The organism is Streptomyces sp. NPDC087844 (genome assembly GCF_044742785.1).
GTDB lineage: Bacteria > Actinomycetota > Actinomycetes > Streptomycetales > Streptomycetaceae > Streptomyces.
Window position 1 is genome coordinate 647,393 of record NZ_JBIUVD010000003.1, and the last position, 18,996, is coordinate 666,388.

General features: G+C 69.0%; 17 protein-coding genes. 7 read left to right on the forward strand and 10 right to left on the reverse strand.

Going from position 1 to position 18,996, the window contains the following annotated elements; translation table 11 throughout:
* Positions 1-43 precede the first annotated feature (43 nt).
* Together pglZ and ACIOKD_RS09780 are read right to left on the reverse strand one after the other, a co-directional pair.
* Positions 44-2,950 (reverse strand): BREX-2 system phosphatase PglZ, encoded by a 2,907-nt coding sequence (gene pglZ, locus ACIOKD_RS09775; protein WP_402080598.1) that lies wholly within the window; start codon positions 2,948-2,950, stop codon positions 44-46.
* Positions 2,947-6,846, reverse strand: a complete 3,900-nt coding sequence (locus ACIOKD_RS09780; protein ID WP_402080601.1) for a phage resistance protein — start codon at positions 6,844-6,846, stop codon at positions 2,947-2,949. The genes pglZ and ACIOKD_RS09780 overlap by 4 nt, the downstream gene beginning before the upstream one ends.
* A 109-nt stretch (positions 6,847-6,955) precedes the next feature.
* Here ACIOKD_RS09780 and ACIOKD_RS09785 point away from each other — a divergent pair, with 109 nt between their 5' ends.
* Positions 6,956-7,252, forward strand: coding sequence for a hypothetical protein (locus tag ACIOKD_RS09785; protein WP_402080603.1), 297 nt, complete (start codon positions 6,956-6,958; stop codon positions 7,250-7,252).
* The gene (locus tag ACIOKD_RS09790) at positions 7,249-7,647 is read left to right on the forward strand and encodes a PIN domain-containing protein (protein ID WP_402080606.1); all 399 of its coding nucleotides are present in this window, start codon (positions 7,249-7,251) and stop codon (positions 7,645-7,647) included. The genes ACIOKD_RS09785 and ACIOKD_RS09790 overlap by 4 nt, the downstream gene beginning before the upstream one ends.
* 270 nt (positions 7,648-7,917) lie before the next feature.
* On the opposite strand, the gene ACIOKD_RS09795 is transcribed toward ACIOKD_RS09790, so the two are convergent.
* Positions 7,918-9,993 (reverse strand): tetratricopeptide repeat protein, encoded by a 2,076-nt coding sequence (locus tag ACIOKD_RS09795; RefSeq protein ID WP_402080608.1) that lies wholly within the window; start codon positions 9,991-9,993, stop codon positions 7,918-7,920.
* A 231-nt stretch (positions 9,994-10,224) separates the two neighbouring features.
* On the opposite strand from ACIOKD_RS09795, the gene ACIOKD_RS09800 reads away from it, so the two are divergent.
* Both ACIOKD_RS09800 and ACIOKD_RS09805 read left to right on the forward strand, forming a co-directional pair.
* Positions 10,225-10,494 carry a hypothetical protein gene (locus ACIOKD_RS09800; RefSeq protein WP_402080727.1) on the forward strand — a complete coding sequence of 90 codons (270 nt, stop codon included), beginning with the start codon at positions 10,225-10,227 and terminating at the stop codon, positions 10,492-10,494.
* A complete protein-coding gene (locus ACIOKD_RS09805; RefSeq protein WP_402080611.1) occupies positions 10,487-11,125 on the forward strand; it encodes a DUF6879 family protein in 639 nt (212 codons plus the stop codon). Before ACIOKD_RS09800 ends, ACIOKD_RS09805 begins: the two co-directional genes overlap by 8 nt.
* 115 nt (positions 11,126-11,240) lie before the next feature.
* On the opposite strand, the gene ACIOKD_RS09810 is transcribed toward ACIOKD_RS09805, so the two are convergent.
* The 5 genes from ACIOKD_RS09810 to ACIOKD_RS09830 all read right to left on the reverse strand — a co-directional run bounded on the left by ACIOKD_RS09810 (position 11,241) and on the right by ACIOKD_RS09830 (position 15,319).
* Positions 11,241-12,008 (reverse strand): hypothetical protein, encoded by a 768-nt coding sequence (locus ACIOKD_RS09810; RefSeq protein WP_402080613.1) that lies wholly within the window; start codon positions 12,006-12,008, stop codon positions 11,241-11,243.
* A 305-nt stretch (positions 12,009-12,313) separates the two neighbouring features.
* Positions 12,314-12,652: a MerR family transcriptional regulator gene (locus ACIOKD_RS09815; RefSeq protein ID WP_402080616.1), complete on the reverse strand. Its 339-nt coding sequence runs from the start codon at positions 12,650-12,652 to the stop codon at positions 12,314-12,316.
* A 1,068-nt stretch (positions 12,653-13,720) separates the two neighbouring features.
* Entirely contained in the window at positions 13,721-14,377 is a 657-nt protein-coding gene (locus tag ACIOKD_RS09820; RefSeq protein ID WP_402080618.1) for a class I SAM-dependent methyltransferase, read from the reverse strand.
* Between the two features lie 70 nt (positions 14,378-14,447).
* Entirely contained in the window at positions 14,448-14,948 is a 501-nt protein-coding gene (locus ACIOKD_RS09825) for a hypothetical protein (RefSeq protein ID WP_402080620.1), read from the reverse strand.
* 92 nt (positions 14,949-15,040) lie between these two features.
* A complete protein-coding gene (locus tag ACIOKD_RS09830) occupies positions 15,041-15,319 on the reverse strand; it encodes a hypothetical protein (RefSeq protein ID WP_402080622.1) in 279 nt (92 codons plus the stop codon).
* A 175-nt stretch (positions 15,320-15,494) separates the two neighbouring features.
* Between ACIOKD_RS09830 and ACIOKD_RS09835 the strand changes: the two genes are divergently transcribed.
* Together ACIOKD_RS09835 and ACIOKD_RS09840 are read left to right on the forward strand one after the other, a co-directional pair.
* Positions 15,495-16,247: a DUF6879 family protein gene (locus ACIOKD_RS09835; protein WP_402080624.1), complete on the forward strand. Its 753-nt coding sequence runs from the start codon at positions 15,495-15,497 to the stop codon at positions 16,245-16,247.
* Between the two features lie 10 nt (positions 16,248-16,257).
* Entirely contained in the window at positions 16,258-17,109 is an 852-nt protein-coding gene (locus tag ACIOKD_RS09840) for a helix-turn-helix domain-containing protein (protein ID WP_402080627.1), read from the forward strand.
* Between the two features lie 162 nt (positions 17,110-17,271).
* Here the strand turns inward: ACIOKD_RS09840 and ACIOKD_RS09845 are convergent, their stop codons facing one another.
* Together ACIOKD_RS09845 and ACIOKD_RS09850 are read right to left on the reverse strand one after the other, a co-directional pair.
* Positions 17,272-17,475: a DUF397 domain-containing protein gene (locus tag ACIOKD_RS09845; RefSeq protein WP_402080630.1), complete on the reverse strand. Its 204-nt coding sequence runs from the start codon at positions 17,473-17,475 to the stop codon at positions 17,272-17,274.
* A complete protein-coding gene (locus ACIOKD_RS09850; protein WP_402080632.1) occupies positions 17,472-18,302 on the reverse strand; it encodes a helix-turn-helix domain-containing protein in 831 nt (276 codons plus the stop codon). Before ACIOKD_RS09850 ends, ACIOKD_RS09845 begins: the two co-directional genes overlap by 4 nt.
* Before the next feature lie 161 nt (positions 18,303-18,463).
* Between ACIOKD_RS09850 and ACIOKD_RS09855 the strand changes: the two genes are divergently transcribed.
* Entirely contained in the window at positions 18,464-18,925 is a 462-nt protein-coding gene (locus tag ACIOKD_RS09855) for an ATP-binding protein (RefSeq protein WP_402080634.1), read from the forward strand.
* Positions 18,926-18,996 lie beyond the last annotated feature (71 nt).

Here is an 18,996-nt window from a genome sequence, read left to right on the forward strand (position 1 = left end):
GGCGGGGTGCCTCCACGCGGACGCGGAGGCACCCCGGACGCTGTCAGCCTGTCCTGAGGGCGAACTGCTCGCGCAGCAGCGCCTCGTGGAGCCGTAGTGTGCGCCCGTCGGCCAGGGTCTCCAGCGCCTGTACGCCGTCGTAGTTGAGGAGTTGCCGCAGGACCGCGGCGAAGCCGTCGCCCCGGGCGGTGGGCATGCCCGCGCGCTGGGCGAGCGCGGTCACCGGCAGGGTGCCGCCCGCGTCGAGGAGGGCGGCGACGGCCTTGTGGACCTGCTCCTGCTGCGGCTTGCGCGCCAGTCCGTCGAGCTGTGCCTGGTACGTCTCCGAGTCGAGCAGGGCCGTCACGAGCGCCTCGGTCCGGGAGACTGCGGTCGGGGTGAGCAGGGCGTCGTCTCCCCCAGTTGTCGGCGCCACGTCGAACAGCGCGTCGGGCTGTGTCCCGGGTTCGGGCTGCCTCTTCCTCGGTTTCGCGGTCCTCTTCTTAGGAGCCACGCCGGCCGTGTGAGCCGCACGTTCGTCCAGGGCCTGTCGCCCTGTCTCCTCCGGAGCCCACCAGGCTGGTCGTTGGTCTCCCAACTCCCGCCACTCCTTGGGGGGTTCTGCCCCGAACGGCAGGAAGGCGAGCACCGGGATGGTGACCTCGGCGAGGGAGGCCCCGCCGTGGTAGCCGGCCTTGAGGGCGGTGTAGCGGGTGTCCGCGTCCCAGAGCGCGACGATGGACGCGCCGGGTTCGGGCCAGACCACACGCGGCCCGGTGAGGGCGATCTCCCGTCCATCGAGCAGTCCGCCGCCGGGCAGGCGGTGGCGGGCGGACGCGGGCTCGGTGGGTGCGTCCGCCTTCGACCCGTGCCGGTCGACGACATGACCGTGGTCGCTGGTGATGACGACCGCCATGCCCTGGGCCGCCGCCACCCGGAGCAGATCACGTAGGCCGGGCACGTCGTCGACCCGCCAGGCTCCGTCGCCGAGTTTCTGTTCCTTGGCGAGGCGGTCGTCGATGGCGTTGAGGACGACGGCGACATGGGTCCTGCCGTCGGTGAGCGCTTCGGTGAGGGCGGGGCCGAAGGTGTCGCCCGCGGTTGCGGTGCGCAGGTCGTCCTTGTGGAAGACGGCGGCCGGTGCCCCGCCCCACAGTTTCAGCGCGGGGAAGAGCCGCTTCTCGTCGGTCTGGGTGCCCTTCATCAGGGTGCCCGCGAAGAGCGAGGTCCGGGACACTGAGGTCACGGTGGGCAGGGCGGCGGCCATGGCCCGCCGCCGCGGCGCGCCCTCGGCCAGCGGGTCGAACTCCGCCCAGGAGCGGCGCAGAGCCTCGGCGAGCTCGTTGGCTATGGCCACGCTCATGCCGTCGAGCACAAGCAGCAGCACCCGTCGCTCGTCCGTGCTCCGGACGACCGGCCCGATCACCCGGTCGAGAAAGGTTTCGACGGTGAGCATTCTGCCGGGCTGGGTACCGTCCCGCGTCCAGCCGGCCAGCGAGTGCGCGAAGGCCGCGTCGATCTGCCGCCGCAGGCTCCTGGCGTGCGCGCCCAGGCCGTCGTACATGGCTTTGAGGGCGCGATCAGGGTCACCCCCGGACTCGATGTGCTCCAGGGCGAGGTCGGCCCATCCCGTCTCGTCGATGTGCCGCTGTATGGCGTCGGCGACGGTGGGGGCCTCGACGGGCGGGGCGGCGGCCATCCAGAGCGCGAGGCGCTGCCCCATGCGGGCGCGTTCGATGCGGGCGGACTCATCCGGGTCGGCGGCGAGCCCGTGCTCCGCGAGCCGCCGGACGGCCTGCTCCACGGCGGCGGGGTCACCCGTCCCCAGTGCCCTGCCGACGGCGGTGAACCTGGCTTCCAGTCCACCGCGCAGGACGGGACTCGCGGCGACGGCCGCCTCCGCGCCGAACTGGCGGGCCAGTACGGCGGCCCGGTCGAGCACGATGCCGCTGGTGCGCCGCGCCTCGCGGGCCTGGTCGGCGTCGACGCCGCCGCCCCGGTGTCCATCCGCCAGCAGCGTGCTCACGTACTCCTCCGCGGACCGGCCGAAGGCGCCCACCAGGGCATCGAGTTGTTCGCCGACGGCCGGGGGCTGCTCTCCGAGGTAGCGTTCGGCGCGGCCTCGGGCCTGATACGTCTCCGGGGCGGGCTCGGCGTGCTGCCACAGAGCCGCGCTCACGAGGCCGAAGGCGGCGGCGTCCGTACCGCGCTCGGCGTCGACGAGAGCGAGCAGGGCGCGTCCGGCGAGACCGGCCTGGTCCTCCTCGCCGAGGAAGGCGGTCAGCCCGGCGCGCTCGGGTCCCCGCAGGGCAGGCAGTCGCTCGGGGGCGCCGGGCCGCGTCGACCAGTGCAGCAGGGTCTGGGCGTCGAGCCGGTCCTCGCCGGGGCGTCGCATGCCGCTGTCGGTGTCGTAGCGGCCGAGGCGCAGACGGCGCTGCGCGAGCGCGGTGAGGGCGTACTGCCGGGACAGCCAGCCGCCGGGGACCGGGGGCCAGCCGCCGGGCGGGGTGGCGTCGAGGAGCGCTTCGGCGGCCCAGTTGACGTCTCTCAGACGCGGGTCGATCTGCCGGGCGCCGAACGCCTCCCGCACGACGTCCCAGCTGTCGACCGTGTCGATGCGCTGCTTGTGGACGCGGGCGGTGATCGCCGGGTCGAGTTCGTTCTGCTCTCGGTCGGTGAGGACCACCAGGACGGCGGGGCCGGGGCGCCGGCCCGTCAGGTGGTCGAGGACGAGTTCGTGGACGGCGAGCGGTGAAGGGGCTACCGCGACAGCGGCCGTCCGGCCCTCGCCCCAGGCGGGTTCGGCGGGCCCGTCCCACTGGGGCGCGGACCGCAGCAGCACGACCCGGCGCCTGCCCCCGCCGTCTCCGGTCAGGGAGGTGGCGAGGGAGGACTGCGAGGACAGGTACTGGGTGACGGTCGCGGTGTTCAGCCGGACGGCACTGGGGGCGGCGGCGACGGTCTCCGTCATTCGACGACCTTCCAGGTGATCTCGATCGTCGCGTCGGGGTGGCGGGCGGCCAGCTCGGACAGCTCCGTCTGGAGGTCGGCGGCGGCGCGGGCCACGGTCGTACGACGGCCACCGGCCGTTCGCGCGGAGCCACTGCCGGAAGCGGCCGGTGTGGGCGGCTCCGGCGGGGTGAAGGGGATCCGGGGATCGCTCGTCGGCCTGCCCAGGTCCAGGTCGTCGGCCCTGGGCTGCGGCGCGACGGGCGCGGGGGGCGGGGGGGCGGCGGCCTGGCTGCGCTTCAGCAGGGCCACGACCTCGCGCTGGGTGCGGGCGAGCGCGTCGCGCAGGTCGGCGGTGCGCTGGTCGTCGCGGGCGATGTTGCGCAGCGAGTCGAGCAGTGCCGCGCCCTCGGGGCCGATTCCTGCGGCGAGTTCGAGGGTGCTCCAGGGCGCGGAGGCGACCGCTTCCGCGACGCTGCGGGCCTGCTTGACGGAGGTCCCGTACCGGTCGGCGCTGGTCTCGCCCAGGTCGAAGGAGGCAAGGGCCTCCACGGTCTTCTTCGCTCCGGCCGCGCCCTTGCCCGCCTCCGCGGTGAGCGCGTCGAGGAGTTGCAGACAGCGGCGGGCGAGGGCGAGCCGTCCGGTGTCGGCGGTCTGGTCGAGGCCCAGGAAGGAGGCGTGGGCCTCCAACTGGTGCACCAGGTCCGCCGCGTGGTCCCGGTGGGCACGGGCGGCCTCGATGATCTGGCGGGCGAACTGGTTGACCATCCGGCCGCGCCGCAGGGCGGGCGCCTTCTGCCCGAAGACCGTCTCGAAGCGCTGCCGTGCCGTGTCCCAGTCGGACTCGGCGGGCAGCGGCTGGCTGCGCAGCGCGTCATGGTCCTTGATCGCGTACAGCTCGGGGGCCGGATCGAGTACGGTGCCGCCGCGTACCCACACCCGGTCGTCCATCTCGGCGAAGGCCGCGACGACGAGCCTCGCGAGGAAGTCGGGCAGGCCGCGCGGGTCGGGCTTGTCCGTCCAGTCGGTCAGGGTGATCAGGGACAGGTCCCCGGTGACACCCTGGGCGCTGGCGAGTTGGCGGAAGTGGTCGGCCCAGTAGCGGGACAGCTCGAAGTACGCCTCCTTCTGCTGTCCGAGGCGCAGGGGTCCGACGATCCGCTGCATGAGCCTGCGGTCGGCGGCCGGGATTTCCACCCGCCCGTCACGCGCCTCGGCGGCGGCCCGGACGTGGATGAACACCTTCTTGGCGTCGGCGGGCTTGACGGCGTCGGCCGGCCTGACCGCGATGCCCTCGGGGTCGAGGTCGGGGTGGGCCGGGTACTGGTGGGTGAGCAGCTTGCCCGCGACGTGCCGGATGCCGTCGTGCAGGCTCTGCCCGAAGGACAGGGTGAGGCCGTCCACGTCGGGCAGCGGGACGAGGTGGTCGTCGAAGTCGGGCACGACGTCGGCGGTCTGCTTCTGGGCGAGTCCGTACGCCTGCTTGAAGGCGCCCTTGACCTGCTTGAGCAGAGCCTCGCGCTGGGTTTCGAGGAGGCCCTTGGCGCGGCTGCGGTTGTCGGCGTTGAGGTGGCCGGCGTACTGGGTGTCGAAGCGGTGCTCGTCGGCGAGGGCCTTGTCGATGACGACGAGACGCCGGAAGTCCGCGAAGCGCTGAGCTGACAGATGGGCGGGCAGCCAGGCGACGACGCGGGACCGCTCGCCCTGCTGGCGCTCACGGAGCCGTTGGATGCGGTTGACGTCGTCGACGGGACCCCATTCGCCTTCGTCGAAGGGAAGGTCGATGGCGATCCGCCAGAGGCCGTCCTGCTGGGGCATCAGGTCGTGGTCCGGCAGTTCGTCCGTGTCGGCGACATTGCCGAAGACGATCTCCGCGGTGCGTGCGGTGCCACGCCACACGAACCCGAGCTGGTCGCTCAACTGCCCGTGCTCGACGCCCAGTTTCTCGGACAACAGACGCCTGGCCAACGCGACCCGGTTGCCGGGGTTGTCGTTGACCTGGGCGTTGGCGATGACGGAGTCCACGTCGACGCCGGACAGCTCCAGCCGTACGCCGGGGTTGGCGTCGGTGCCGGTCTCCTTGATCTCGGGGAACCTGGCCGCCCACTCGGCGACCTTGTTCTTGATGATGCCTACCTCGGCGCCCGGGATGGGCGCGAGGACCGACCCGTGGTTGAGGGCGCCGAGCCGCCGGATGGTCAGCTCCGCCAGCGAGGGCACGCTGGGCGCGAGCGCCGACAGCAACAGGGTGCACACGAGGCGGTTGTCCCCGACGAACATCCGGCAGCGGTTGGCGCGCTGCGGATCGGTGATGGCCTCGGGCCGGTTGACGAACTGCTCGACGTCGTCCTCGGTGATGTCGTACGAGCTGAGGAGGTAGGGCCGAAGCTTGGTCTTGTACAGCTTGTCGGCGGCCTCGAAGACGACCTTCAGGCTGTCGGTGAACGGCTTGTCGCCGCCTTTCGCGATCACCGGGTAGAGGTCGCCGACGGGGATGAGCTGCCCGAGGCGGATCTCGTTGCGGTGGTCGGCGAGGAGTTCGCCCATCAGCTTCAGACCGGTGCGGGAGCGCTGCAGGGCGGACGAGATGTGGACGAGAGTGTCCATGAACGCCGGCGAGAACGGGTACGTCAGCCGGAACGACTCCGCGTCCGCGCCGGTGGTGCCTTTCTCCGAGCCGAGCAGGGTGTCCCAGACCTGGGTGCCGACCCGCTTGGTCTGCTCGAAGGCCGCGTCGACCTGCCGTTCCGCCTCGGCGTCCTTCGGCTTGAGGATGCGCGCGTGGGCGATCTGCGGAAGGTTGCGGTCCTCCAGGGTGATCTTGTCGAAGCGGCCGGAGGCCAGGTTCAGGGTGTCCTGGATGGAGGCTTCCGCCGCGCCGGACACCTCCTCCCCGACCAGCTCGCGCAGGTCGCGCTGGCGGGCGATGAACGACACGACGGGAATGGCGCGCCGCGCGTCGCCGCCCTCCACGAAGTTCGTGATCTTGCTGGCTTCCCGGGCCACGAACTTCTGCTCGTGGATGAGGGTCGCGAGCCAGAGGATCAGCTCGTCCAGGAACAGGATCAGTCCGTCGTAGCCGAGCGACTTGGCGTGCTCGGCGATGACGGACAGACCGGCGTCCAGGGAGATGAAGCCGTGCTCGTTCTCGACGGCGTTCCTCGCGAAGCCCGGGAAGAGGTTGGTGCCGGCGTCGTTGACCAGTTTGGCGCGCAGCTCGGCCGGGGTGGAGGGGTTGCGGAGGTCGAGCGGGGTGCCCCCCTCGTGGTTCTCCTCGGCGGCGAGGGCGGTGTCCAAGAGCTGCGGGGTCCAGGCGAAGCCCTCGCCCCACTCGTCCGTCTCACCGTCACCCGCGTCGCCGCCGGCCAGCCCCCGGACGACCGCCTCGTCACCGTAGGTGGCTCGGTTGGCCCGGATGTCGGCGAAGAGGGAGTCGGTCCGGTACACCTGCGGGGTCGGGGCGTCCGGGTGCAGCTTCTTGACGTGCGTGACGTACCCGCCGAGCACCCGCTGTTCGAGGGCCTTCGCGCCGAGCATGTGGTACGGCACGAGCAGGAACCGCTTGCCGTCCGTGGTCAGCCACTCGTGCTTGGTCAGCACCGGGTCGAACTCGGTACGGGCACGGGCGGCCGGGTCGCCGCTGAGCAGCGCGTACAGCACGGCCATGAAGTGCGACTTACCGGAACCGAACGAGCCGTGCAGGTAGGCCGCCTTGGAGCGGTGCCCGTCGAGCGAGGACTTGATGAGCGCCAGCGCCTCGTCGAAGTTCTCCAGCAGCCGCTCGGTGACGACGTAGTCCTTCAGCGCGTTCTGGGCGCCCTCGGCTGTCGTCGCCTCGGCGAGGGACAGCACGAAGTCCGAGGTGGAGATGTTCTCCTTGATGTCGATGACATCGCGGAGAAGGGGCTGCTGGGCCATTACCGGTCACGCTCTCCATCTGGTGGCTTCCGCCGCCGCTCGTACTCGATCGTGTGGGATGTCTGTTGTCAGCTGGTCGCCCGGCCGGGCTCTCGGTATGGTCGACGGTATGGCAACCAAGAAGTACACCGTGACGCTCCCCGAGGAGCTGGCCGAGGCCATCCGGACCGAGGTCGGCCCCGGCGGCTTCAGCCGCTATGTCACGCACGCCATAGAGCGCCAGCGGGAGCGGGAGCGGTTGCACGAGGCCGTGCGGTGGTGGGAGTCCGAGTACGGGGAGATCACCGAGGCGGAACTGGCCGAGGTCGAGGCCGAGCATCGCGACCTCGAGCGGCAGCACGCCGAGCGGGCCGGCGCCCGCGAAGGCAGTGAGCAGCCGTACGAGCGGAAGCGAGCTGCCGCATGACCGGAAACCGGATGTACGTACTCGACAGCGAAGGGCTGTCGCAGTGGGTGCGCGGGGAGCGCCGCATGGGCGCCTACCTGCGGCACGCCGACGACGCGGGTATCCCGGTCGTCACCACCTCGATGACACTCATCGAGGCTTACGATCCGACGCGCCACCTCCCCAAGTGGCACTGGGCGCTCTCCAAGATCCGAGTCGAGCCGGTGACTGAGGAGATCGCCAAAGAAGCCACCGATCTCCTCAGGGAGACCGGCCTGCACGGCCACAAGCACGCCATCGACGCGGCCCTCGCCGCCGTCGCCCTGCGGCAGCCCGGCCCGGTCACCGTGTTCACTTCGGACGAGGACGACCTGCGCAAACTGTGCGCCGACCGCGTGGTCGTCGTGAAGCTCTGAGCCGAACACGGCCCGTCCCCCTTCGCAGCTCGCTTCCTCCGGTGTGCCGGCGCTCCCCCTGGCGCCCGGACGTGGCGCACCGCTCAGCCCACGCGGTGCCGGTCCGCCGCCCCGGTCCGAGGCCGGCCACCGATCCAGATCGTAGGGGAGAATCCGGAAATACGGGTAGGCGGCGGTACACGTGACCTGCCCATCCTACGAACGCCCGCACGCCGGGCGTCACCGGGAAAGACCCTGCGATCGGGTACGCACGCTCGCCGCATCCCACTGTCATCCGCCAGGTGGTCGCGGCGGGCGCCATCGGCCCGACCGGTACTCGTCCAGCAACCGCCGGCCCGCGACCGTGAAGGGATGCTCGGAGCCCAGACCGCGCTCCCGCCGCTCGACGACGTCAGTCATCAGCGCGACGCCCTCCTCCAGGTGTCCGAGTGCGGTCCGGGTCCGCGAGAGCAGTTGCCGGGCGGCGAGCACGACCGGGTGCTCGGGACCGAAGCGCCGCACATACGTCTCGGCGACCCGCCGGATCTCCCGGTCGGACTCGTCGTAGCGGCCCAGGAGGTACAGCGCCCACGCGTGGTTGTGCCGGGCGCCCACGGTCACGGTGTGGTCGGGGCCGAGGTGCCGCTCGCATTCCGACGGCAGGTCCAGCAGGGCGCCGCCTTCCTCGGCGACCACCTCGGTGGCGGGCAGCATCTCCAACAGGCTGGCTCGGGCGCGCAGGGTCAGCGGATGCGCGGGTCCCAGCGTCGCGCGCCGCCCGGCGACGGTGGCGCGGAGCAGCGCGACGGATTCCTCGCGTCCGCCGAGGTTCGCCAGTACGAGCTGGAGGCCGTAGCCGCTGTCCGTGGTGTCGGGGTCGTCGGCGCCGAACAGATGCTCCTGGGCGTCCCGGACCGCGCGGAGCGCCACTTCGGCCTCGGCGTACCTGCCCAGCCTGAACAGTGCCCGCCCTACTCTGGAGCGGGCGGCGAGGACCGTACGGTGGTCCGCGCCGAGGAGTCGCCGCGCGAGGTCCGCCGCGGTGCGGGAGGTCTCCCAGGCGGACAGGTAGTCACCGGTCCGGTGCAGGGCGACCGACAGCCGCGTCGCCACGGCCAGGGCGTCGGCGGTGGCCGAGGGCTCGCCGACGCGCCGCAGCAGGGCCAGTGCGTGAGGCACCAGCAGGCGCAGGCGCGGATCGTGCGGTCCGGCGTCGGGTACGGCGGGCACGGCCGCGTCGAGCAGCCGGACGGCTGTCGTGTCGAGGGCGGGCACCAGGTCCACGGGGGTCGCCGCCGAGACGCTGTCGAGCAGGATGCCGTGACTCTGTACGCAGCGTGCGCCGGCGGCGTCGACCAGCTCGGACAGCGACTGGTCGAGAAGGGCTCTGAGGGCTGTCTCGGTTCGGGCACGAGGCAGTACGGCGCCGATGTCGGCGTGATTGAGCAGCGCCAGCGGCAGCGGCTCGGCGGCGAACCGGGCCAGCAGTCTGAGCAGGGCCGCCGCTTCGGGCAGCCCGCGCGCCTCGAACGCGTCGAGGGTCAGCTGCCAGGTCAGGCCGACCAGATGCCGCGGGTCCGCTTCGGACAGGGCGTCGGCTCCGCGGTCGATCAGCTGAACCCGTTCGTCTCCGTCGAGATGATGCCCGTAGGCGTCCATCGTCCAGGGGTCGAGCACCTGGTGGGAGAGGAAGCCTCCGGCCAGGGTGAGGGCGAGCGGCAGCCGCCCGAGCCGGTCCGCGACCCGCGCCGCCTGCTCCGTCGTACCGCTGTGCGGGGCGAGGTCGCGCAGCACGAGCGCGGCGTCCTCCCGGGGCAGTACGCCGATGTGCTGGAGCTCGGCTCCCGGCCACCAGCGTGCCGCCGCTCGGCGTGTGGTCACCACGACGATGCCACGCGGGCTGGTACGCAGCCAGCTGCCATCCCCCAGGATCTCCGGCTCGTCGGCGTTGTCGAGGACCAGTAACCAGGGTTCGGCGGAACGGTCGAGGTACGTCCAGACAAGATCGGCGGCGGGTCGCAGGCCGTTGCGGGCGGCCAGCAGTTCGCCGTCGGCCGCGCCCCGATCGGCAGCCACGGCCAGCATGCCGCCGCGCAGGCTCGCCCGGTCGGCGGCGTTGACCCACAGAGCCACCCGGCCCTGGTCGCCGGCGACCTCCTGGAAGAGGGTGCACGCGACCGCCGTCTTGCCCGAACCGCCCATCCCGTACAGCACGTAGACCTCGCCGCCGCGCCCCGCCCCGACGCTGACCCGCAGCCGTTCCATCACCTCGCTGCGGTCACGCAGGACGACGGGAGGCCGCCCGACCGCGGGGCGGCGGACGGAGTCGGGGCCGCTCCGTGCGAGCGGGGCCGCTTTTTGCTGCAAGCGCCTCCCCGTTCACCCGATTTTTCGACAGCGCCGATGGAAAACGCCTTTCGTCAGGCATCAAAAAAACTGAACTCCCCGATCAATATTGTTCCAGAATCGAGCATTGCAGGACAAGAAAATAAAGATACTTACCATTACCTTCCCAAGGTGATTCCCACACGTGGTCAAGCAGGCAAGTCGGACGCTACATTGAGACATCCCGACCAGCCGATCAAGGGGGCAGAAGAAATGGCCAGGCCATGGGAAGCGGACCCGGATACAAATTTTAAACAACGCCTGGGGAAAACACCCCAGGAACTCGGAAACACTACCGGCACTCCTGACTGCCCCGACATCTGGGAACTCACCAATGGTGACATCGCTGTCATCGGACGCGACCTCACCCAGTCACTCGCCAAGAACCTGCCCGATGGGGTCTCGATCGGTTCGGACGAACGCCTCGTGGTCATCCCCAGGAACATGCTCATCGCTGCGAAACCGGACATCCCCAGTGTTTGACTCCTTCCCCGCCGACGTCTCCCAGCGCATGGATCGCCGCACGTACCACGCGGACTTGGGCCAGGTGTACTCCAGCGGGATCGGTTTCCTCAACAAGCTTGAGCGCGGCCAGCAGTTCAAGGAGCGCGGCTTCCCGAGCTGGGAGGCGTTCGCCGGCGGCGACTGGGAGAGGGCCCTGTCCCTGGCCGAGGAGAGGCGTGAGGAATACGCCCAGGAACTCCATCAGGCGTCGCGACTGGGCATCACACACCGCCGCCTTCGCGTCGTGGAATTACCGGTCACGCCGTATGTGCAATGGGAGTTGTTCGTCCTACGCGTACGCGTGGAGCTGGGTGACGACATCAAGGTTATCGACGCGCACAATATTTCGAACATCGAGCAGAGTCGCCCGGTTCCGGAAGTAGTGATTCTCGGCGATGCGGTCATGTATGAGGTCGTTTACGACGAGGACGGAAATGCGGCCGGAGCCAACCGCTACACGGACAACTCGCTGATCCGGGAAACGAACGCCGGATTCGATGCGCTGTACGAGCGGGGTGAGGGGTTCTACGAATTCTTCGACCGGGAGATCGCATCCTTGGACCCGCCCCGGGTGTCCAGTGCTCCGACAGGTTTCCGCGGTTCGCAGTGATCAGCAAGGCGAGGTGTCGGGCGGGCCTTCGTGCCGCCGGATCACCGCCCCCGGCGATGTCGAGACGCCCGCCGCGTCGGCCGCCCCTTCGGCGTTCAGGAGGGCGCTTGCGGCGTCAGGGCTGCACTACTCGGTGCGACGGTGTCGCCAGTGGCAAGTCGGCGAGGTGCCTCTTGAGCCTCTTGGCCATCGGCAGGTAGGTCGCAAAAGTGAGCCCGCCGGAGACAGCGGCCCCGATGAGAGGGATGGCCTTCGAGACGGTCTTCGCGAAGGACTGCTTCGTCATCTCGACGCCGAGGTAAGCCGCGACCTTCTTCACTATCGGGTAGACGACACCCTGGGTGAGTGCCTTCTGGGGCAGCTTCTTGGCGACCTGCTCCGACATCATTCCGGCGACCTTCCCCACGGCGGCGTTCGCCGACTGGGTGCCGAACATCACGCCGAAGAACAACGTGAGCATCCCCATGGTCGCGTCATCGACATCGTCGCCGTCGTCGGAGAACAGGTCCGGCCAGCTGTAGAGGTACGCGAGTTTCTGCGCGATACGCACCATGTGGCCGAAGTACTGGGCCACGTCGGCGGGCACAGTGACGGGCAGGGCGAGGATGCCGGGTATCCCGGCAGCCGCGGAGAGAGCGCTGACCTTGCCGGTTTCGAAGCGGATGGAGTCGTTGGCCAGTTTGTCGAGAATCTCGACAGTGATGCCCGCGGCAGCGGGAGTCTCTTCCACCGCTCTTCGGATGTCGTCCTCGGAGCAGTGCCGAGCCAGCGCACTTCGTAGGTAAGCCTCCCTATTGATACGCACACCCGGAAGCTTTGCTGCCGCCAGCAGCACCGCAGAGAAGCGCGACTCGGGGTTCTCGATGTCTTTGCCCTGTTTCATGGCAGGAACCTACAGCAGTTCCGCGCTCCAACGACCGGCCTGCGTAGGGACAGTTACAGCCTCCGAATATGAGCGCCGACGGCGTGCGCGCTGAGTCCGTCACGATGCCGTTCGTCGCCCGAGGAAGCGATGACATCGCGAACCGAGCGCCTTTGGGCGGGTGTTGCTTGCCCCGGCAGCGCGCGCACTCCGCTGCTCCGGCCCACACGCCGAGCCGGAGACGATGCTGCGCTCCCGCAACGCCTGCGCAGCGCGGTCACCGAGCGGGCCGAAAGCGCTGCGCCCTCACGCCTTGGACAACCGTTTCAGGCGGCGGCCGCAGGGTTCGCCGACTCGGCGGCGTGGCGGTAGGCGGCGTTGATGCGCTGGGCTTCTTCGAGCTGGTCTTCGAGGATGATGATGCGGCAGGCGGCCTCGACGGGGGTGCCGTGGTCGACGAGTTCGCGGGCACGGGCGGCGATGCGCAACTGGTAGCGGGAGTAGCGGCGATGGCCGCTGGCGGAGCGCAGTGGGGTGATCAGGCGGGCTTCGCCGATGGCGCGCAGGAAGCCCTGCGTGGTGCCGAGCATCTCGGCGGCCCGGCCCATCGTGTAGGCGGGATAGTCGTCGTCATCGAGACGGGTGTACGTGTCTTCTGCTGTCACTTGCACCTCTCTGCGCTGTTTGGGGGACACGCTTGAGGGGCCCCGGCGCCGTATGGCACCAGGGCCCCGAAGGAACTGCTACACCATCTGCCGGCCTCAGTGCTGCGCCGGCCCTCTGTTTCCGCGAACCCGACCGAAACGCTGTCGGGAACGCTGGGATCGCGGTTGCTTGACCGGAGACCACCTCACTATCGATGTCCTGCGGTACCCGGACTCAGCCTTCCGTCCGGGCGATCCTGATGGCGCCTCGCTCCTCCGTTCATCCCTCTGAATCAATCACTTGCCAAACCGGTACTGCGTCCTACTGGTACTTCCCTACTGGGTACTGCTGGTGATGCGAACTACTGGGGGCCTGGAAAAGCGCCAGGCTTTCGGCAGCCAGCCCCGTCGCCCATCATGCGTCTGCTCTGGCTTGGAACCCCACTGCCGAACCTCCCGGTACGCGCGCCCGCAGCCGACGCCTTTACCGAGGTGCTGCTCTCGTACCGCACTGCTGGATCCTGCGAACTGCTGGTACTGCACTTTCGGGTACTGCAACCTGCGTCTACTACGGTCCTGCTCGCGGCGGCCCCTGATCACTGCGGGCCCCCCGGTCCGGCCGTCAGCCCCGTCACCGTCCTGCAACCGCTCTGGCTCCGGAACTCCACCGCCGCACCGCCTTGCGCACTACAACTGCGTACTACTGCCCGGCAGTTCATCTCTGCCGGGCCCTTCTCGATCTCGGCTACGAGAGAAACCATACCCACAGCCACGATCCAATGTCTACTCTCGCCAACACAGATTTTCGCGTCCGATGGGAAGGCGATCTCTTCGAGGTCACCACGGCAGCATGCTGGTCGCCCCTGGGTGCGTCCGGCACGGCAGGCACGATGCCGGGCAGACTGGACAGCCTCGACAGGACCCGCCCAGAGGCCCGGTCACCGAAGGTTCGCTCGCTCAACGCAAGGCCCGGAAACCGGTCACGCCCGAACCGTGGACAAGCGCACCGCCCATACGTACAGCCGACACCCGTCAGCCCGGCGTTCCTGTTCGACTGTGCGGAATCCACGACCGTTCGGCCAAGGTCCGTCATGGAGCAATCGCGCGCACGAGGAGCGTCCCGATGTGCCCGGGGTGCGGCGCGTCGAGGATCTGCGCCTCGGCCGTGGCGAACCCGGCCCGGGTGAGCAGGCGCTCCCAGACCGCCGGGCGGTAGCTGTAGCGGTAGGTGAACATCGCCTTCCCGGCGAAGCCTCCCTTGTACATGCCCTGCGGCCCGTACGCGCCGGGGATGGCCGGAGGCTGGGAGAACACGAAGACGCTTCCGGGCGTGAGCCGTTGCCGAACAAGAGGGAAGAGACGGCTCGGGTCTGTGAACCAAGCGGCGCCGAAGATCGAGTAGACCGCGTCGTACACCTCCTTGTCCTCGCTCAGACACTCCAGCACCTCGGAGCACACGAACTCCGCGCCGGTACCGGCCCATTTCGCGGTGGCCTTCTTGACCATGACGGGAGACAGGTCGACACCCTGGGCGTCGATGCCGTGCCGAGCAAGGTAGGCGAGGGCACGGCCGGTGCCACAGCCGATCTCAAGGACGGAACGCGGGTTGCCGAGCAGTTCCGCACCGGGTCCGTGGCCGGCGTACTGGGTCCAGCAGAAGCTCGGCTCCGCGTCGTCTTTGAAGGCGGAAGCGGCGTAGGTGTCCCACAACTCCGTCTCGGCGGCGATGTCGTGTTGGGCAGGCAAGGCAGTTCCTTTTCGCAGGACCGGCTCCTGTCCTCCGAGAGGCCGGGGACAGGAGCCGGCGCAGGGCCGTTCAGTGACTGTCGGGGACCTTGTTGTCACACGGTGAGCATTCCGTGCCGTCGATCCCCCACAGCTCGTCGTCGACATTGAAGCCGAGGGACTTCAGGAAGTCTGCCGTGCGCAGGCACAGGCCGTCGCGGCGACGCTCGATGAACGGGGCATGGTGTTTGTAGCGGCCCTCGTTGTACGCGTCGCAGAGGGCCCACCACACAGACGTGTCGAGGATGAGCTGGTGCACGCCGATGTCGACGAGCTTGCCGACTCCGAGGTGCACCTCTGGGTGCTCCATGCAGCCGATGGTGTACATGACGGCGTTGTCGAGGACGCGTTCGGCCATGTCGCGGACCATCGTGTGGTCGCGCAACAGCAAGGCCACCTCACGGTCCCAGAGGGTCATGCCGCCGTCCAGGACGTTGATCGTCAGGTGCTTGACACGGGGCTGGACGGCGTTAAGGAGTTCCTTCGGGTCCCGCGTGCGGGTACTCACGAGGCGGTCGAGCGTGGCGGTCATGGACTACTCCTTCTGAGAGAGGTGGTGTCGTACCGGTGCGAGTCCGTCCCGCCTTTCAGCCCTTCTTGGGCTGGAAGCACGGCACAGGATGGTCATGAGAGGCCCCCGCCACTGCTCGCCGAGTTCAGAGCGCGGGTCCGTTCCCGCATGGCGTGCTGCCGCTCCTCGTCCGTTGCCCGGCGGACATGAGCGGGGCCGACGTCCCACTCGCGTCCGCCTGTCACCGGGCGAAGCTGCAAGACCTGCCCGAGGTGGCCCATGACGTAGCCGAGCTTGTCGCGCTCGGTGTCGACGACCAGCGCGCCCTCCGGGTGCCGTTCCTCGGACATCACGCGTCGCCCCCATCGGGTCGCTTCTTCTTTCGTAACCATCAGCAGGACGTTAAAAGCGGGGCACTGACTGGCGGTACGCTGTTTTCTCGGATTTGCTCGCTCTATGCCCGAGATTGCCGGTGTTTTCTCCTGAGCCGTGCCTGACCCCGTGGTGGCAGGCCACACCTCCCGGCCATGCTGAGGGAATCAACACCTGACGGAAGGGAGAGCGTCCATGGTTCGTCGGTTGCGCTTCACCGGCACGGACAGCAAGGTCGACGGTTGCCCCGCCCTCCACACGGACGAAGGCACCGGCGAGATCATCGTTCAAGGCACGCCCGTCACCGACCCCGAAGACCTCGCACAGCTCCAGCACCTCGGAGTCGACGAGGCGGCGGTGGCCGTGCCTCGCGAACTGCTAGTGAACTGGGGGCCGAAGGAGATGGAGCGGGTGCCGGAACTCGTGGACCGAGCCACCTTCCGCCGCCTGTTCGAGACCTTCGCGCACACCGCCTGGCGGCTGGAGACGCGGCGCGGTTACGCCTCGGACCGACAGGACCCCGACTTTCAGGCGTTCCTGGCCACCGGCTCGTCGCCCTGCGATCCCGACGAACCCTGGTTCGTCAACATCAAGGCCCAGACAGGCGCAGGCAAGACGGTCGGCCGCGTCCGCGTCGCCGACAGCCCGCCCACCACGGAGCAGCTGTTCCTGCTCGACTACGCCCGGCACAATGCTGCCGTCGGCGAGGACATCCGGTACCTGTGGCGTGAGGACGCCGCGCGGGCCGGCCTGCCCGCGGAGGACTTCTGGATCTTTGATTCGCGGCTGGTCGCCCTTCTCCACTTCGACGACGAGGACAACCTGCTCGACATCGAGCTGATCACCGAACCTGCCGAGGTCGTGCGGTACACCATCGTGCGTGACGCGGCGATGCACTACGCCGTCCCGCGCGACCAGTTCGCCGCGCAGGTGGCCACGACCGAATAGCGCGTGACCGGTGAGCACTGACTACCAGCAGGCACGGGCGGCGTTGGGCGCGCGGCTGCGCGAACTCCGTTTCACGTGCCCCAGTGGTCGGCTCACCGGTCAGCAGCTCGCGCGGAGGCTCGGTTGGCCGGGCTCCAAGGTCAGCAAGCTGGAGAACGGCAAGCAGACGGCCACCCCCGAAGACCTGTGGGCGTGGGCCGACGCGACCGGGCAGCCGGGGGTGTACCCGGAACTGGCTGCCAGACTGGCCGGTTTCGAGTCACACATCAGGTCATGGCGCCGAGCGCTGGCGAACGGCTTCAAACCCCTTCACGAGGGGCTGAGCGCGGAGATCGACCGCACCTCGGAAATGTGGATCTGGGAGGAGTCCGTGATCCCCGGACTGATACAGACCCCGGAGTACACCCGCCACGTCATCCAGCGGTATGCGGAACTGCTGGGCGGAGCGGACGACATCGAGGCAGCCGTCCGCTCCCGGGCTCAGCGCCAGGAATGGCTGTACCGGTCCGGCCGCAAGCTGCACGTGTTGATGTGGGAGGCCGCGTTGCGGTCGCTGATCTGCCCGCCTTCAGTGCTGGCGAGCCAGCTCGACCGCCTCAACGGCATGATCGGCATGGACACCGTCGCGCTGGGCGTCATCCCCTTCACGGCATCCGTCAAGACCGTCCCTGCCAACGGCTTCTGGGTGCTCGATGACCGGCTGGTCGTCGCCGAGGACTGGCACGCCGAACTGTGGCTGGACGACGCCGACAACATCGCCCTGTACAAGAAGATCTGGAAGACTCTCAGCGAGTCGGCGGCGTACGGGGCCGACGCGCACAACGTCATCAACTCGTCCCGCCGGGCCCTGAATGTTCGTTGACGACGTTATGTGACGTGCGCCCGGGGCACAACACGTCACGAGTGACACCGCGTCAGCTAGACCTGAACGCGCCTTCGCCGCGAAGGAAAGCCAGGGCCTTGGGTGGTCGGTTGATCACCAGGGCCCTCAGCAAGCACACGCCTGCCGAGGGCCCTGCCCCAGTCAGAGCGCCGCGTACTCGACGAACGCGGTCCAGACCGTGGGTCGTACGGCGAGGGAGGCGCGGCTTGTGTCCTTTGAGTCGCGGACGTGGACCGTGCCGGGGCGGGCAGCGACCTCGATGCATTCGCCGCCCGAGCCCGTGCTGTAACTGCTCTTGTACCAAGCCGACTCAGGTACCAACTCTATGAGCTGTTGGGCGTTCATCTCTCTCCAAGCAACTTCTCGACGAGGGCCAGCGACTCGCGCGGAGTGAGTGCCTGGGCCCGAAGGATGCCGTACTGTTCCTCGATTTCCCGTACCTGCCTCCGCTCCGTGTAGAGACGGCTGTCCTTGTACGCCTCCACGTAGGCGATCCTCTGCCCATCGTGCGTCTCGATCAAGGTGAAGGGACCTTCCAACCCTGCGTGCTCGTCCCGCTCGATCGGCATCACCTGGATTTCCACGTTGCGCCGGTGCCCGTACAGCAGAATTTGCTCTAACTGGCCCTGCATTGCGACTCGTCCGCCCAGCGGTCGCCGCAGAACGAACTCCTCGATGACAAAGCTGATGGTGGGCATCTGAGTCAGGGAGAAAATCTCCTGGCGTGCCAGGCGAGCCACGACCCGCTGGTTGACAGTCTCCTCGTCCAGCAGCGGACGCCACATGGAGAACACCGCTCGCGCGTAGTCCTCCGTCTGCAACAGCCCTGGTACTGCCTTCGTCGCGTACACATGCAAAGCTGCCGCCTTGGCCTCCAACCTGGCCGCGTCCCGAAAGAACGCCGGATACTGAGCCCGAGCCACCTCCTCCTTGCTCGCGCTCAGCACCCCACCTGCCTCCAGCACTTCATCCGCCTGATCGATGAACTTCGGCGGCGGGATGCGTCTTCCTTGCTCGAACGACGCGATCGTCGAGGCCGAGTACCCGGTCAGCGCCCCGACCCCCGCCCGGTCCATGCCCGCCCGCTCCCGGAACAGCTTCAACTGTCGCCCGAACACGCACAGCATGCCCGTCCCGACCTCGTACTCCGGCTGCTGAACCTCGTCGTCCATGCCGCAGCTCCTCTCGTACAACCGCCCAGTGGGCCAACTCGGGGCCCGGGAACCGGTTACGCCCAACACCAGGTACAAGCGCGCCGCCCGCGTGTACAGCCCGTACCCGTCAGCGCATCGCTCCTGGTCAAAGCTACGCAGAGTCCGCGACCGTTGACCCTATGAAGTCAGCAACTCCCCCGAACGGGCATATGCCACAGCGCACCGCATCCGAACGCGAGTTCACCATGCGCTTCACCTCAACGCCGCGCGGTGCCCGCCTGGCCCGCCGACTCGTCTCGCACCGCCTGGACGACTGGGGCCACCCCTACACAACCCCGGTCAACGAGACACTCACCCTCATCACGGCGGAACTCACCGCCAACGCCGTACGCCACGGCCACGTCCCCGGTCGGGACTTCCACCTCCGCCTCGCCCTGGCCGAGGGCATCGTCCGCATCGAGGTGACCGACACCCTCGCCGAGAAGCAGCCTCCCGCCGACCCTCCGGCGACCGACTCGCTGTCCGAGTCCGGCCGGGGCCTGCTCCTCGTAACCGCCCTCGCGGACAACTGGGGCGTCAGCCCTCGCCGGGCCGCACCGGGCAAGACGGTGTGGGCGGAGTGCGCCATGGAAGCGCCTTGATGTATTCCCGGCTGAGCTGGGAGGAATTCGGAGAGTATTCCTGGGCTGAATGACTTACCTGGAGCCGAAAG